This window comes from Tessaracoccus rhinocerotis (genome assembly GCF_007197885.1).
GTDB classification, from domain to species: domain Bacteria; phylum Actinomycetota; class Actinomycetes; order Propionibacteriales; family Propionibacteriaceae; genus Arachnia; species Arachnia rhinocerotis.
Window position 1 is genome coordinate 359,243 of the sequence record NZ_VKKG01000004.1, and the last position, 15,034, is coordinate 374,276.

7 protein-coding genes are annotated in these 15,034 nt (G+C 70.7%); 4 read left to right on the forward strand and 3 right to left on the reverse strand.

The genetic code is table 11. The features are described from left to right. Positions 1 to 3: 3 nt before the first annotated feature. Positions 4 to 2,238, reverse strand: a complete 2,235-nt coding sequence (gene treS / locus FOJ82_RS11500; protein ID WP_246099853.1) for a maltose alpha-D-glucosyltransferase — start codon at positions 2,236 to 2,238, stop codon at positions 4 to 6. Positions 2,239 to 2,412: 174 nt separating this feature from the next. On the opposite strand from treS, the gene FOJ82_RS11505 reads away from it, so the two are divergent. Both FOJ82_RS11505 and FOJ82_RS11510 read left to right on the forward strand, forming a co-directional pair. Continuing rightward, positions 2,413 to 2,823 carry a hypothetical protein gene (locus FOJ82_RS11505; RefSeq protein WP_143938622.1) on the forward strand — a complete coding sequence of 137 codons (411 nt, stop codon included), beginning with the start codon at positions 2,413 to 2,415 and terminating at the stop codon, positions 2,821 to 2,823. 273 nt (positions 2,824 to 3,096) lie between these two features. Further along, the gene (locus FOJ82_RS11510; RefSeq protein WP_143938623.1) at positions 3,097 to 8,247 is read left to right on the forward strand and encodes an Ig-like domain-containing protein; all 5,151 of its coding nucleotides are present in this window, start codon (positions 3,097 to 3,099) and stop codon (positions 8,245 to 8,247) included. A 439-nt stretch (positions 8,248 to 8,686) separates the two neighbouring features. On the opposite strand, the gene FOJ82_RS11515 is transcribed toward FOJ82_RS11510, so the two are convergent. Both FOJ82_RS11515 and FOJ82_RS11520 read right to left on the reverse strand, forming a co-directional pair. Further along, on the reverse strand, positions 8,687 to 9,793 hold the full coding sequence (locus tag FOJ82_RS11515; RefSeq protein WP_143938624.1) for a substrate-binding domain-containing protein: 1,107 nt from the start codon (positions 9,791 to 9,793) through the stop codon (positions 8,687 to 8,689). After that, on the reverse strand, positions 9,790 to 11,583 hold the full coding sequence (locus FOJ82_RS11520) for a heparinase II/III domain-containing protein (protein ID WP_143938625.1): 1,794 nt from the start codon (positions 11,581 to 11,583) through the stop codon (positions 9,790 to 9,792). The genes FOJ82_RS11515 and FOJ82_RS11520 overlap by 4 nt, the downstream gene beginning before the upstream one ends. Positions 11,584 to 11,699: 116 nt before the next feature. Here FOJ82_RS11520 and FOJ82_RS11525 point away from each other — a divergent pair, with 116 nt between their 5' ends. Further along, positions 11,700 to 13,652, forward strand: coding sequence for a DUF2264 domain-containing protein (locus FOJ82_RS11525; protein ID WP_143938626.1), 1,953 nt, complete (start codon positions 11,700 to 11,702; stop codon positions 13,650 to 13,652). Next, positions 13,649 to 15,007 carry an ABC transporter substrate-binding protein gene (locus tag FOJ82_RS11530; protein WP_143938627.1) on the forward strand — a complete coding sequence of 453 codons (1,359 nt, stop codon included), beginning with the start codon at positions 13,649 to 13,651 and terminating at the stop codon, positions 15,005 to 15,007. The genes FOJ82_RS11525 and FOJ82_RS11530 overlap by 4 nt, the downstream gene beginning before the upstream one ends. Positions 15,008 to 15,034 lie beyond the last annotated feature (27 nt).

Here is a 15,034-nt window from a genome sequence, read left to right on the forward strand (position 1 = left end):
GCCTCAGTCGCGGATGATCATCGCGAGCCCGCCGTAGGCCGCGAGCTCGACGTTGAAGCCGCCGAGGTCGTCGACCTTGCCCACCTTGCGGCGGGTGCTCAGGTCGAACACGCGCCCGAGCGGCAACAGCTCGGACTGGATCCGGGCGTCGATCTTCTCGGGCCCGAAGTTGAGCGCCGTGATCTGGGTGGCGCCGATCTCGAGCTCGTTCACCAGCACCAGCAGCGACTGGTCGCTGACCTGCGGGACGTCGATCAGCTTGCCGGTGGCCAGGCCGTTGCGCTTGCGGACCTTGAGGATCCCGGCGAGGCGGGACGCGAACGACGTCTCGCGCTTCAGCTGCTCGGGAACGGGGCCGTAGAGGGCGCGGGCGCGCGGCATCCCGGCCGCCGACTTCTTGGCATCGGGGGAGCTGCCCAGCAGGTCGTAGGCGCCGCGGTGGATCCACCGGGTGTCCCCGCTGGCGATCAGGGAGCGCACCTCGGAGCGGTCCAGCGGCAGGGCGCCGACGAGGTCCCAGCCGGACAGCGCGAACACGCCCGGCTGCCACGCGTTGTACATGCACAGCAGCAGGTGGGCGTTGGCGATGCGGCGGGCGTCGGAGTCGGTGATGTCGTCCAGGTCGGTGAAGCCGAGCGTCGCGGCGACGATGGACGCCGTCGTGCTGGCGATGCCGTTCTGGGTGAACACGGAGTTGTACGGTGCGGCGTCGCCGGTGAGCCTGTCGCGCATGGTCTGGCGGATGTGCTCGGCCAGGTCCTGCCCGGTGAACTCCTGGCCCTCGTAGACGTAGATGTCGTCGCGGTGGGCGGCGGCGAAGTGGACGAGTTCGTAGGTGAGCTCGTCGTGGTTCTGGAGGGCGTGGACGAGGGAGGCCTGGTCGACGCCGAGGTCGAGGGCCTCGCGCAGCACCAGGCGCAGGAACTCCGCGTCGCCGGTGGCCATCGCCACCTGGGCGGCGGGGCGGGTGATGAAGTCGTAGGAGAGGTCCGGCCCGACGGCGCTGGTGCGCTGGATGTCGTCGATGGCCAGGTTCAGCTCCTGGAACGTGAAGCCGCCGACCTTGCGCACCAGCGAGCCGATCAGCTGGTTCGCCGCCAGCGAGAGCGGGTGGCCCTCGGACCAGCCGGGGGCGTGGTCGAAGCTGCGCTCGACGCCGAGGAAGCCGTTCGCGTCGAGGCGCAGGCCGCCGGAGCCGAGGTCCAGCAGCGAGTGCAGGGCGTCGCCCATCACCAGGCGCATCCCGGCGCAGGTGGGGTCCAGCCAGTTGATCGTGGGCTGGCCCTCCTTGAAGTAGTGGAGGTAGACCCAGCGGCGCAGCGTCCCCTTGTAGTCGCGCACCGGCGGCGTGACGGACCAGTTGGTCTCCTTCACTCCCGGCTCGTAGAAGATGACGCGCTGCAGCGCACCGATGATGTAGCCCTCCTCGGAGAGCGCCTCCTCCGCCTCGGGGGACAGGTTCACTGAGTCCCTGCCCTCGGGGACGTCGGGGAGCAGGTGCCAGGCTGATTCCGGGATGTCGACCATGTGGTAGATCCCGGGGTAGTCGCGGTAGTTGAGCTCGGCGAGGCGGAAGTCAGCGCCCTTGCCGGTGTGGCCCGGGACGATGTCGTCGATGATGGTGCCGCCCGAGCGCGCCGCCGTCGCGCACATCTCGCGGAACTCCTCCTCGGTCCCGAACATCGGGTCCATGGTCATGGAGATGCGGTCGAAGTGGCCGTCGACGCTGGGTGTGGGGTCCCAGCCGTCCAGCCCGCCCGCGAGCTTCACCGGGCCGGTGTGGACGGCGTCGATGCCGATCTCCTTGAACGCCTCCCACAGCTCCGGGGCGCCCAGCGCGGCCAGGTAGGACTGACCGTTCGCGGTGATGTGCGACAGCGGGTAGGCGGTGTACCAGACCGATGCCTGCGCGAGCGCGGCGCGCGGGTCCGGGTGCGCGTAGGGGTGGGCCCACATCGTGTGCTTGCCCGCCAGCTGCCGCGCCACGGCCGAGGCGTCGTGGAGCATGGACTGCTCCTCGAGCCACTCCACGTAGGCGTGGTTCTGGCCCGACGGCTCGAACGGCGGCATGATCGGGCTGTCGTCCTCGCTGCGACGGCGGGCGCGCGGCCTCAGCTTCGCCGGCCGGGCGGCGAAGCGCTGCTCGTCGAAGCTGATCTCGGGGAGTTCCTCGTCGGGCTCTTGCTCGACGGCGCCCGGCTGGGACTGGGCAGGGACCTTCTCAACTGGCGTGCTCACGAGCCCCACGCTACCGGCTCGGCGTGTCCGGCCGGTCCCAACCGGTGCCCTCCGCCGCGGGACCGGCGCTGTCCTGGTCGGTGTGCCCCGCACCTGGGGCATGCTGGTGGCCCGGCGCTCCGCGGCCGCGGTGGCGACGACGACGGGCGTGCGCGTCCGGGAACCGAGGTTGGCATGTCCGAACAGAGCCTGGTGGCCGAGCTGGTCACCGAGATCATCGAGGACGCGCTGGCCCGGCTGGCGTTGGACCGTCCCTGGGAGTCCTACGGACTCGCGGCGGAGGTCCACGACGACGGCTCCACCGTGCAGGCCGCCTACTACTTCGACGCCGACGGCACCGCCGAGCCGGCGCCGATGCTGAGCCGAACGTTCACCCTGGTCGAACTGCGCGAGGCGGTCCGCGCCAGTGACGGTCCGAGCTGGGACGTGTTCGTGCTGAAGATCCACCGTGCGTCCGGGCAGGCGGCGACGCGGGCGCTCACCGGCGACGAGGCGGCCGAGTGGTCGTTGCTGCCCGAGGACGACGCCCGGCTCGTCGAGCTGCTGCGCAGCCGACCCGACGACTTCCAGGGCCCCATCGGCTAGGGCGGAGGCCTGCAGCTGCGGTGCTGGTCGGGCTGGCTGGAGGCGCGGTGGTGACCAGCTCGGGCGACACCCCCGTCGGAATCGCCCGATACGCACGCGCAAGTGATCAGTTATGATCATTTGGCCTTTCGAGGACCGATCCATTGACGCGTTATCGATCACCTGCGATCATTGCGGGACATGCTCACTCAACGAGGAGGAGAACCCGTGCAACGCGCGCGATCCGCATCCCTGTTAACCGTCGGACTGGCCACGACCGCACTTGTTGCGTCGATGTGGACCGCAACCGGCATCGCATCCGCCGAACTCCCCACCGCCGTCCGGGCCGCCGCCTACCTCGGCGGCGACGAACTGGTGGAGACCTCCCTGCCCGCCACCCTCTCCGACGGTGAGTCGGAGCACCCGGTGACCTGGACCCTCGACGCCGACGCGTTCGACGAGGCCTGGGCCACCGTCGAGGTGCCCGGCACCGTCGACGGCCAGGCCGTCACCGCCCACGTCGAGGTGATCCCGCCCGCTGAGTACCCGCTGGTCTACTTCGTCGACGCGGGCCACGGCGGCGACTCGCAGACCGCGGCCTGGTCCACCCTCGAGACCAACTCGCACGCGTACAACGCCGTGAGCAGCCTCGCCACCGACCTGCACAACACCAAGCCGGACCAGCGGTTCGTCGACGGTTCCACCGACTGGGGTTTCGCCTACGGCACGGGCAGCTACAACTACAAGCTGACGGTCGAGGGCGGCGACCCGAACGCCTCGAACCTGGCCGCACTCGGCGAGTACGACAAGTTCAGCCTCGGCGCACGCACCAACGAGACGTTCATCGGCCACAAGCTCGCGCTCGATCCCGGCACCTACACGCTCAGCTCCGGATTCCGCGAGTTCTACACCGGCAACCAGTCCAGGTCCCGTGGCATCACACCGACGGTCTCCTGGAACCTCGACGGCGTCGAGCAGTCCCAGGCGATGGCCGCGGTCGCGGTGGAGACGCCCGCCAACCAGCCCGGCGCCACGGTCACTGCCCACGACGTCTTCACCATCCCCGAGGGGGCCACCGACGTCGCGCTGACCTACCGCCGCTCCTCGGGCGAGAACCCGATGTTCAGCTGGTTCGCCGTCGCCGCCGGTGATGCCCGCGACGCGCTCGCGGGCGAGCCCGAACCACCGGTGGTGCCAACCACCGAGGTCACGATCGACGCCGCCGACATCGCGGCCGACAACGTCAACGGCCTGACCTTCAAGGGCTTCGGCGTCCTGAGTGCCAACTCCACCAGCTCGGTGCTGATGGATTACAAGGCCCAGCACCCGGAGAAGTACGACGAGCTGCTGCAGACCCTCTTCGGCGGCGAGAACCCGGTCATGAACCACGTCAAGATCGAGATGGGCAACGACCGCAACAACTCCACCGGCTCCGACCCGGCCACCATGCGCCGCGCCGACGAGGAGGCAAACGTCCTGCGCCACCCCGGCTTCCAGCTGGCGGCCGACGCGAGCAAGTACAACCCCGACCTGGTGGTCAGCATCCTGCGCTGGGTCGCACCGGCCTGGGTGACCACCGAGGACGACACCTACCTCTGGTACAAGAACACCATCCTGGCCGCCCACCGCGAGTACGGCTTCATGGTGGACTACCTGAACCCCGGCGTGAACGAGCACAGCGCCGACCTCAACATCACCAAGCAGTGGTACGACCGGATCCAGGGCGACGAGACCGGCTACGTCAGCGACGACCCGAGCCTCGCGGGCTTCCGCGACGGCGAGGCCGAGCTGTTCCGCCAGATCAAGCTCGTCATCTCCGACGAGGTGGGCACCGGCACCTTCGGACCCGCCATGGTCACCGACGCGGACCTCCGCGCCAAGGTCGACGTCGCAGCGTTCCACTACAACACCAACGACGACTCCCAGAACAGCTTCAAGCGGCTCGCCACCGAGTTCGACAAGCAGGTCTGGAACTCCGAGGCGCAGGCCACGTTCAGCAACTCGGCCTTCCGCCCCAACAACAACGTCGCCGACCCGACGGTGCCCGGCACCGGGATCGGCGGCACCGGCAGCTCGCTGGAGATGGCCAACACCATCGTCAAGGGCTTCGTGAACTCCCACCGCACCCACGTCATCTACCAGCCGGCGATCGGCTCGTTCTACGAGGGCGGCCAGTACTCCTTCAAGGAACTGGTCAGCGCCCGTGACCCGTGGTCGGGCTGGCTGCACTACGACGCCGGACTTGCCGTGCTGCAGCACTTCAGCAGCTTCGCGGTCACCGGCTGGGAGAACGCCGACAACACCGCCGGCGTCTGGCGCGCGGTGCCCGAGGCCAGCCGCACCACCGCGACCGGGACCAACCCGATCGTCGGCCGCAACGGCGAGCCCAACTACATGACGCTGGCCGCGCCCGACGCGTCGGACTTCTCCACCGTCATCGTCAACGACTCCGAGAACCCGCGAAGCTACGTCATCACACCCGTCGGATTCGGGTTCGGCGCCGAGCAGCAGCTCTCGGTGTGGGAGACCCGCGCCGCCGACGAGGGCCACGCCTTCGACGCCAACTACAAGCGGTTCGTCGGCGACGTCGCGGCCGAGGCCGGCGCCTACACGGTGCTCGTCCAGCCGTTCTCGATCGTCACCGTCACCTCCCTCGACGCCACGACGGACGACGGCTGGACCACCCCCCTGCCCGTCCCCGGTGAGCGCACAGTCCTCGAGTCCGACGCCGACGCCGGCGTGCTGTGGGCCGACGACTTCAACTACGAGGGCAAGACCGTCCCCGTCCTCGCCGACGGCGGCGGCCTCGGCACCGCGACGGAGTCGTTCATCGACTCCCGTGGCGGCGTCACCGGATTCACCCCGCTGTACAACTGGGACCGGCAGGGCTCGTTCGAGGGCTACGAGGCCTCCGACGGGCAGTTCGTCCTGCGCCAGCAGCTCGACCGGCAGACGACCGGGGTCCCGGGTGCCTGGAACGGCTCGGACCCGATCACCGGCATCGGTGACCGCCGCTGGTCGAACTACGAGGCCAGCATCGACGTGCGGTTCGAGCGCTCCGAGGTGGCCGGCAACTACGGCGCCCTCGGCGTCCGCGGCCGCGGCACCAGCGGGGCGGGCGGCATCGACACCACCCCGTACGCCCTGCGCCTGAACGAGGACGGCTCCTGGCAGTTCCTGCGCCGCAACGCCGTCGTCGGCAGCGGCATCGTCGCCGACGACGACTGGGACTCCTCGACGTGGCACCGCCTCGCGGTCCGCGCGGCCGGCGCCGACGTCAGCGCGTCGATCGACGGCGTCGGGGTGTTCTCCTTCACCGACACCAACCCCTACCTCGCCGGATTCGTCGACGTGGCCAGTGGCTTCCACAACACCCAGTTCGACAACCTGCGGGTGGAGCACGTCGACGGCTACCTGCCGTACTACGGCGAGCACCTCGACAACATGGAGATGCACGACCTCGCCGAGGTCCCGGCCGCCAAGCTGGTCTACGACGGCCAGTGGCGCCACGCCAACGGCGGCGGGATGCACGAGTTCCAGCGCTCCCGCTCCACCAGCCTCGCCACCGGCGCCGGCGTCAGCCACACGTTCACCGGCTCGGGCATCGACCTGATCGCCGGCAGCGGCTACGGCAGCGCAACCTTCGACGTCCACGTCGACGGCGAACTGCTGGTGCAGAACGCGGCCACCCAGCCCACTGACTGGTTCCAGGCGAGCTACTCGCTGCGTGGCCTGGAGTGGGGCGAGCACACTGTCCGGTTCGAGGTCACCTCGGGCGCGCTCGCCATCGACGCCGTGGGCGTGATGAGCGCGCCGGCCATCGAGGCCGCCTCGGCGGACGGCATCGTCGCGCCGCTGGCCGACGCGAAGGCGCTCGAGCGCACCGACGACTTCACCGACGAGAGCTGGGCGCTGCTGCAGCGGCTCATCTCCGACGCGGAGGCCGCCGTGGCGGATCCCGCCGCGTACGGGCTCGACGGTGAGGGCGCGCGGCAGATCGTGGACCGGCTGGTCGCCGCGTCCAACCCGAAGCTGGCCGAGGTGGTCAGCGTCGAGACGCCGCACCTGGCCACCTGGCAGGGCGACGCGCCGACACTGCCCGAGACGCTGACTGCCACCCTGTCCGACGGCTCCACCATGGAGCTGGAGATCGACTGGGACCAGACGGCGGCAAGTGACTTCGGCACGGCCTGGTCGGTGGTCGCCGTCGCGGGTGCCCATGGTCCGGTGGAGGTCTCGGCGAGGGTTGAGGTGGTGCCCGAGGGAACCGTCGCCTTCGCCGACGTGCAGGCCTCCAGCGCCGGTCAGCTGGGGTATGACTCCCCGGCCTGGGTCGCCATCGACGAGCTGGTGGGCGGCCTGGTCAACGACCTGCCCGACCAGCAGCTGACCTCCGGGACCACCTGGGGCCACGCTGCGCGCAACGCGGCCGGGACGTCGGACATCCAGCGCAAGGGCGTCGTCGCCGGTCCGTACGACAAGACGACCACCACCGGCATGTACACGGCCAACCAGGTCGGGGCGCAGCTCGACTACACCCTGGACCTCGAGGCCGGCTCGTACACGATCGTTGGGGCCAGTCACTCCTGGTGGCCGGACTACGCCCGCACCGCGAACGTTTCGGTGCTGCACGACGGCGGGTCGACCCCGGCGGGGACCGTCACGCTGAACACGGCGAACCCGACGGAGCTGCTCAGCCAGGACATCGTGCTGGCCGAGACCGGCCAGGTGACCCTGCGCCTGACGGCGACCACCAACGAGTCGCCGATGCTGTCGTGGGTGGCCGCGGTGCGGACCCCGACCACTGAGCCGACGCCGGATCCGAGCGTGGAGCCGTCGGAGGATCCGAGCGTGGAGCCGTCGGAGGATCCGAGCGTGGAGCCGTCGGAGGATCCGAGCGTGGAGCCATCGGCGACCCCGAGTCAGCCGTCGGCGACCCCGAGTCAGGAGCCTTCGGCGACCCCGAGCCAGGGCCCCTCGCCGACCCCGACGGTCACCGTGACCCGGACGCCGAACCCGCACCCGGGTGACATCTACACCATCCCGGGCTTCCACAACTACAACGGGCGGCTGTGGCACACGCAGTGCGAGCCGTACTCACAGACCATCCGCTGTCGCACGGAGATCTGGGCGACGACGGTGAAGGTCGAGTCGGGACGGTTCGTGCAGTCCAACGGCTGGGTGTTCAACAACCTCACCTACCTGCCGTTCATGACGCGGTCACAGTGGGCGAGCAACCCCCTGGGCCACGCGGGTGAGTGGACTGCCGCTGATGGTCGACGCTGGCGCACCGAGTGCGACACCGCGGCCACCGGGCGCAACGGTTGCCGCAGCTACACCATGACGAGCCTCGTCGTGGGCAGCCAGAACTCCGCCGGGGTCTGGTCGTACCGGGTCACGCAGGACTGGGTGTTCAACAACCTGGTTCGCTTCCGCACCAACTGACGCAGGCCAGCTACTCGACCATCGGACCTCGATGGTCGAGTAGCTCGCGTCGTACCCCCGCTGGTCGAGTAGCTCGCGTCGTACCCCCCGTTGGTCGAGTAGCTCGCTCTGGCGAGCGTGTCGAGACCTCTCCGGGTTGTGGTCTCGACACGGGCGCTGGGCGCCCTACTCGACCATCGGAACCCTCGTTGGTCGAGTAGCTCGCTCTGGCGAGCGTGTCGAGACCGTCCTGGGTTGTGGTCTCGACACGGGCGCTGGGCGCCCTACTCGACCGTCGGGGTGTGGGTGTGTCGGGGCCCTCGTTGGTCGAGTAGCTCGCTCTGGCGAGCGTGTCGAGACCGTCCTGGGTTGTGGTCTCGACACGGGCGCTGGGCGCCCTACTCGACCATCGGGGTGGGCGCGCGGGGCGCCCTACTCGACCATGGTGGGGGTGGGTGGGCTACTCGCCAGAGGGTGGAGTGCCCGGGGCGACTGTGGTGTCGCGGACGTGCAGTTTGGGGCTGACCACGACCCGGTGGGTCGGGCGGCCGGGGTCGCGGAGGCGCTCGGCGATCAGGCCGACGACTGCGCGCCCGATGCTGTTGCGGGGCGGACGCACGGCGGTCAGGGCCGGGCTGAACAGGGCCGCCACCTCGTCGTCGTAGGCCACCACGGACAGGTCCTGGGGAATCCGGACGCCCTGCTTCTGGCAGTGCTGCACGACGGCGATCGCCTCGCGGTCGGCGTGGACCAGCAGGGCGGTGCAGCCGGCGTCGAGGCAGTCGCGCACCACGTCGGCGATGGGCGGGTCGAACCCGAGCGCGCTGTCGCGATCGGTCGTGAGGACGGGCAGGTCCGCGTCGAGGCCGTTCTCGGCGACGGCCTCCTCCCAGCCGCGGCGGATCTCGCCCGAGTGGGGGCTGCCGAGGGAGGTCAACAGGCCGATGCGACGGTGTCCCATGCCGACGAGATGGCGCACGGCGGCCCCGGCGCCGACGACGTGGTCGGTGTTCACCGACTCGACGGGTTCGTTGGTGCCGTGGAGCACTGCCTCGCGCTCGACCAGCACGAAGGGGGTCCCGTGCTCGCCCAGCCACTCGAGGAGTTCGGCCGTCGAGTCGGTGGTCACGTCGGGGGCCAGGATCAGCCCGCCGACGCCGGAGTCCAGCAGGTGCGCCACCTGCGCGCGGTCGTCGGTGGAGTCGTACGAGGTGCCGCGCAGTAGCAGCCGCAGCCCGCGCTCGCGCGCCTCGTCCTGGGCGCCCTGGATGATCTCGGGCCAGTAGTAGTCGAGCGAGGGCACCAGCATGCCGACGGCGAAGCTGGTCTCGGCGTCCCGGTCCCGGTCCCGGACCTCGGTCTCGGCGGGCGCGAGTTCCTCCCTGTCGATCGCCGCGCCGCCGTGGACGCGCCGCAGTGCGCCGTCCTCGGCGAGCTGGTTGATGTCGCGGCGGATCGTGACGGGCGCCACGCCGAGCATCTTGGACAGGTCGGTGACGCGCAGCATCCCGTGCAGCCGCAGCTCCGCCAGGATCTGCGAGCGCCGGCTCTCGGCCAACTGGTTCATCGGTCCTCCTCCATAGCCTCGAACCGCAACGAGGACTGATCAACAATGTCGTTTCCGAGATCAATACTGATCCGATTGACGCACGAACCCCAGACCCGAGTCAACATCCAGTCATCCAGGGGCCGCTGTTCCACCGTCATGGGACGGTCCGCCCGCACGCGCAGGTTCCGGGGGCCGCCCCCGAGGGGGCGGATGACGAGCTGCGTGTCCGACGCCTCGGCGATCGTCCCGGCCACCACGAGGGTCCCGGTGCTGGGCCGCGCGGGCGCCGTCGACCAACCCCAGTCGTCCGTGCACGTGATCGCCGCGCCGTCGCGGTCCAGCACCAAGCGCCGCCGCCACCGGAGGAGGTCGGCGGCGGGGTAGGCCTCGCGCAGGTCGAGCTCCAGCGCCGCCGCGGCGTCGGACAGCTCGACGGCGACGTCGCGGGCGGCGAACTGCGCGCCGGGCGGCTGCTGCAGCCCGCCGACGACGGGGACGTTGTGCCAGAGGCTCTGCATGGTCCAGATGGAGTAGCGCTCGCTGGAGAAGGTGGCGGCGGTGTAGGTGGGCCGGCCCAGGTCCACCACCACGGGCACGCCGTCGAGCGCGACGATGAAGCTTCCGACGTCGTTGTGGTTGTGGTGCTCGCCGTTGTGCCCGCCCTTGGCTGCCAGCGCCAGGCCGGCGCTGTTCCCGGCGCGTTCGCGGGCGACCAGCAGCTGCACCGACGGGTACCAGGCCTCGCGCGGCGGCTCCGGCCCCGTGGCCGGCGCGGCCCACCACTCCTCGTCGGCCAGCTCCAGCACCAAGCGCCCCAGCCGGCGGATCTCCGACGTCGCCGCTCCGGTGCGGCGCGACAGCGCCAGCGCCTGGGCGCGGGCGTCGCCCACGGCGCGGCCCAGCCGGAACAGGGCGGGCCACGCGAGGTCGGTCTCGGGGCGCGCGCTGCCGTCGGCGACGTTGACCCACCAGTCGCCGCCCAAGTGCATGTCGGCGGGGAAGCCGACGGTGGCCCGCAGCGCCGGGTGCTCGCGCCAGTCGCCGTCACCGCCGTCATCGCCCACGGCCCCCAGCAGTTCGAACGCCTCCAAGGTGCGGCAGGCGCCGTTCCACCAGTAGCCGTAGCCCTCGTCGATCGCGCCGTCGGCGGGCAACCGGTCCGCGTAGCGCAGCAGGCAGGTGCGGGCGGCGGCCACCAGTTCGGCCCTGCGCTCGGGAGGGTCGGCAAGGGCGACCGCCGCCGTGAGCACGTTGCCGGCGATCCAGGGCAGCCAGTTGTGGACGTCGCCGTCGAGGCCGAGCCAGTGCCAGTCGTCGCGCTCGAGGAAGGGGCGGAAGATCCTGTGCTCCACCTCGGCGCGGATCCGCGTCCGGATGCCGGGGGAGGCCTCCTCGGCGAGGTGGCCGACGAGGTGGTCGGCCCATGCGAGCTGCGCGGCGACCTCCCCGGCGCCGAGGTCGAGGAAGGGGCGCTCGGGGTCGGGCAGCTGCTCGCCACGCAGGTGGGCGTCGTCGTGCGCGGGCCAACACCAAGAGGGCTGCTCGCAGAACGCCAGCACCCCCTCGACCACGCGTCCGACGGCAACCGGGTCCGCGGTGGCGCCGGCCGCGAGCACGGCCGCGCTCAGCAGCCGGTGGCGCTCGGCGGCGAGGTCCTCGTAGCGGGTGCGGTTGCCGGTGCGGTGGTAGTCCAGCCAGTCCTCGGCGGTGATCGCGGGACAGGGGGAGGAGAGGTCGCGGCCCGCCTCGGGCAGCAGCGCCAGCCACTCGGGCTGCACCGCGCTGACGGGTAGTCCTGCTCGGGCCACGGTGCTCCTCTCCGGACGATTCGGCTTGCCGCTCATACTAGACATGAACGATCACTTCTGGTTAGGCTAGCGGCAGATCAGTTCAAATCCGATCAAAAGTGCTCGAAGGGAAGACGATGACGTCGCAGGCCGCCTCGTGGGACAGGGGTCGATTGGCAGCTTTCGCCGATCAACTGCTCCTCGCGGTGCGCCCCTATGCCACCGAGGGCCGGGCCCGCTTCAACCTGCCGGGGGAGCGCAGCGGCCTGGGCTCGGACATCGACGGGCTCGAGGCGTTCGCCCGCACCTTCCTGATGGCCGGCTTCCGCCTTAGGGGTGAGGGCGGCGCGGATCCCCACGGACTCGCCGAATGGTACGCGGCCGGGCTGGATGCCGGCACCGACCCCAACTCCGCCGAGCGCTGGCTGCGCCTCGACGAGCACCCGCAGGCGAAGGTGGAGGCCGCCTCCATCGCGCTCATCCTCGACGTGACCCGCGAGTGGATCTGGGACCGGCTGCCCTCGACGGTGCAGCGCAACGTCATCGCCTACCTCGCCGCCGCCGTCGGTGACGACACCTACCCGCAGATCAACTGGGTCTGGTTCCGGCTCGTGGTGCAGACGTTCCTGCGCTCGGTCGACGGCCCGCACGAGATCTCCGAGATGGCAGCCGACCTCGCCACGCACGACACCTTCCTGCGCGCCGACGGCTGGCTCGCCGACGGGCCCGAGCGCGCCTACGACCACTACACCGGCTGGGCGCTTCACCTCTACCCGACACTGTGGGCCGGCATGCGCGGCGCCGAGGACCTCGCCGCACCCCGCGTGACCTCCGACCGCGCCCTGCTCGACCGGTTCCTCACCGACGCAGTCCGCCTCGTCGGCGCCGACGGCTCGCCCCTGCTGCAGGGCCGCAGCCTCGTCTACCGCTTCGCCGCGGCCGCCCCATTCTGGGTGGGCGCGATGGCCGAGGTGCCGTCGGTCCCGCTCGGCCAGCTCCGCCGCGCCGGCTCCCGCATCGTCGAGCACTTCGCCACCCGCGGCGTCCCGAACGCCGACGGCCTGCTGGACCTCGGCTGGTTCGGCTCCTGGCCCGATCTGGCGCAGGCCTACAGCGGCACCGGCTCGGCCTACTGGGCATCCAAGGGGATGCTCGGGCTGGCGCTGCCGGCCGACCACCCCGTCTGGACCAGCCCCGAGGTGCCGCTGCCCGCCGAGGCCGCCGACGAGATCACCGTGGTCCGCGCGCCCGGCTGGCTGGTGAGCTCCACCGCCTCCGACGGCATCGTGCGCGTGATCAACCACGGCACCGACCACGCGCTGGTCGGCGCGCAGGTCGCCGACAGCCCCCTCTACGCGCGGCTCGGCTACTCCACCGCCACCGCACCGCTGCTGGACGCCGAGAGCTGGCTGAACCCGCTCGACAACTCCGTGGCAGTGGTCGACGGCGACGGCAACGCCTCGCACCGCTCCGGCATGGACCTCCTCGAGGTGCGCATGGACGAGACCGACGCCGGCCCCGTCGGCGTGGCAGCCTCCGCCACCGACGCCCACTGGGTGGCCGCCGACGAGGTCCAGATCCACCACGGCTCCGGCTTCACCGGCACCGCCACCCCGGCGGGACGGCTCACCGTCGTCTCCATCGTTCGCGGCGCCTCCGAGATCCGGCTGGCCCAGCTGGTCGACGCCCCCGAGCGCGCCCGCCAGCTGCGGATCGGCGGCTGGAGCGTCGCCGACACGGCCGCTGACCGGCTCCAATCCGTCGTGCACTCCGACGCGGCAGCCAGCCGCAGCGAGGACCGCACCGACGCCGGCCCGCTCGGCCGGCACACCACCACGCCCTGGGTGGGCTTCGACCTGCCCCTGGAGTCCTGGGTCTGGGCGCTCGTAGAGCTCTCGGGCAACGCAGGAACCGCCCGACCGGTCGTCGACGTCGTCGAGACCGCGACCGGCATCGAAGTGACGGTGACCTGGCCCGACGGCCGTCGCACCGCCACGAGCGTCAACACCGACCGTCCCCGCGCCATCCCGGCCGGGGGAGGAAACCGAACAGACCCAGAGCCGGGTCTGCAGATGAAGGAGTATGAATGAACCGCCGACTCATCGCCGCCTCGGCAGCCCTGGCGTCACTGGCGCTTCTCGTGACCGGCTGCGGCGCGGACACCGAGGCCCCAACGGACACCGAGACCACCGCCGGTGGCACCACCGCCGCGGAGACCACCCCCGCCGGTGACACCGGCAGCACCGAGCCCAAGGGCGAGCTGACGCTGGCCGGCTGGAGCCTCAACACCACGCCCGAGTTCCAGACCCTGGCCGACGGCTTCAACGCCACCAACCCCGAGTACACGGTCACCGTCAGCGAGTACCAGGCCGGCAACGACTACGACACCCAGATGATCACGGACCTCGCCGCAGGCACGGCACCGGACCTCTACATCATGAAGAACCTCGTCAACTTCTACACCTACGCCGCGGGCGAGCAGCTCGTCGACGTCTCCGACGTGGCCGGGACCCTGGACAACGAGTCGGTCTCGGCCTACGAGCTCGACGGCGCCACCTACGCCATCCCCTACCGCCAGGACGCGTGGTTCCTCTACTACAACATCGACCTGTTCGAGCAGGCCGGCGTCGAGGTCCCCGACGGTTCCTGGACGTGGGACGACTACGCAGCCGCGGCCACCGAACTCTCGGAGAAGCTCGAGGGCGACACCAAGGGTGCCTACACCCACAGCTGGCAGTCCGTCATCCAGGGCTTCGCAAACGCGCAGAGCGAGGGTGCCGACGTCCTGTCCGGCGAGTACGACCACCTGAAGCCGTACTACGAGCGTGCGCTGCAGATGCAGGCCGACGGCGCCATGGAGGCCTACGGCACCGTCACCACCAACAGCCTGAGCTACCAGTCGCAGTTCGGCACCCAGAAGGCGGCCATGCTGCCGATGGGCTCCTGGTACATCGCCACCCTCGTCGCCCAGCAGGCTTCCGGTGAGGCCGAGGACTTCGCGTGGGGCATCGCACCCGCGCCGCAGTTCGACGAGTCCACCGCCGGCACCGACAACACCCCCGTCACGTTCGGTGACCCCACCGGCATCGGCATCAACCCGGCCATCGAGGACGAGAAGCTGGACACGGCCAAGGCGTTCCTGAGCTACGTCGCGTCCGAGGAGGGGGCCAAGGCCCTCGCCGGCATCGGCATCACCCCGTCGGTGATGAGCCCCGAGGTCACCGACCTGTTCTTCCAGCTCGACGGGATCGCCGAGGACGAGCTGTCCCGCTGGACCTTCGAGAACCGCACCGTCATGCCGGAGAACTCGGTCTCGCAGCACACCGCCGAGATCAACACCCTGCTCGGTGAGCTGCACTCGGCCGTCCTCAGCGACAGCGAGGGCATCGACGCGGCCATCGAGAACGCGGAGAACCGCGCGAAGAACGAGATCCTGAACCGCTGATCCCGCCCGGCGCCGGAGGTCCCCCCG

Coding starts and splice junctions, on each gene's coding strand:
- FOJ82_RS11505 (WP_143938622.1), top strand. CDS start 2,413: ATGTCCGAACAGAGCCTGGTGGCCGAGCTGGTCACCGAGATCATCGAG.
- FOJ82_RS11510 (WP_143938623.1), top strand. CDS start 3,097: ATGTGGACCGCAACCGGCATCGCATCCGCCGAACTCCCCACCGCCGTC.
- FOJ82_RS11515 (WP_143938624.1), bottom strand. CDS start 9,793: ATGAACCAGTTGGCCGAGAGCCGGCGCTCGCAGATCCTGGCGGAGCTG.
- FOJ82_RS11525 (WP_143938626.1), top strand. CDS start 11,700: ATGACGTCGCAGGCCGCCTCGTGGGACAGGGGTCGATTGGCAGCTTTC.
- FOJ82_RS11530 (WP_143938627.1), top strand. CDS start 13,649: ATGAACCGCCGACTCATCGCCGCCTCGGCAGCCCTGGCGTCACTGGCG.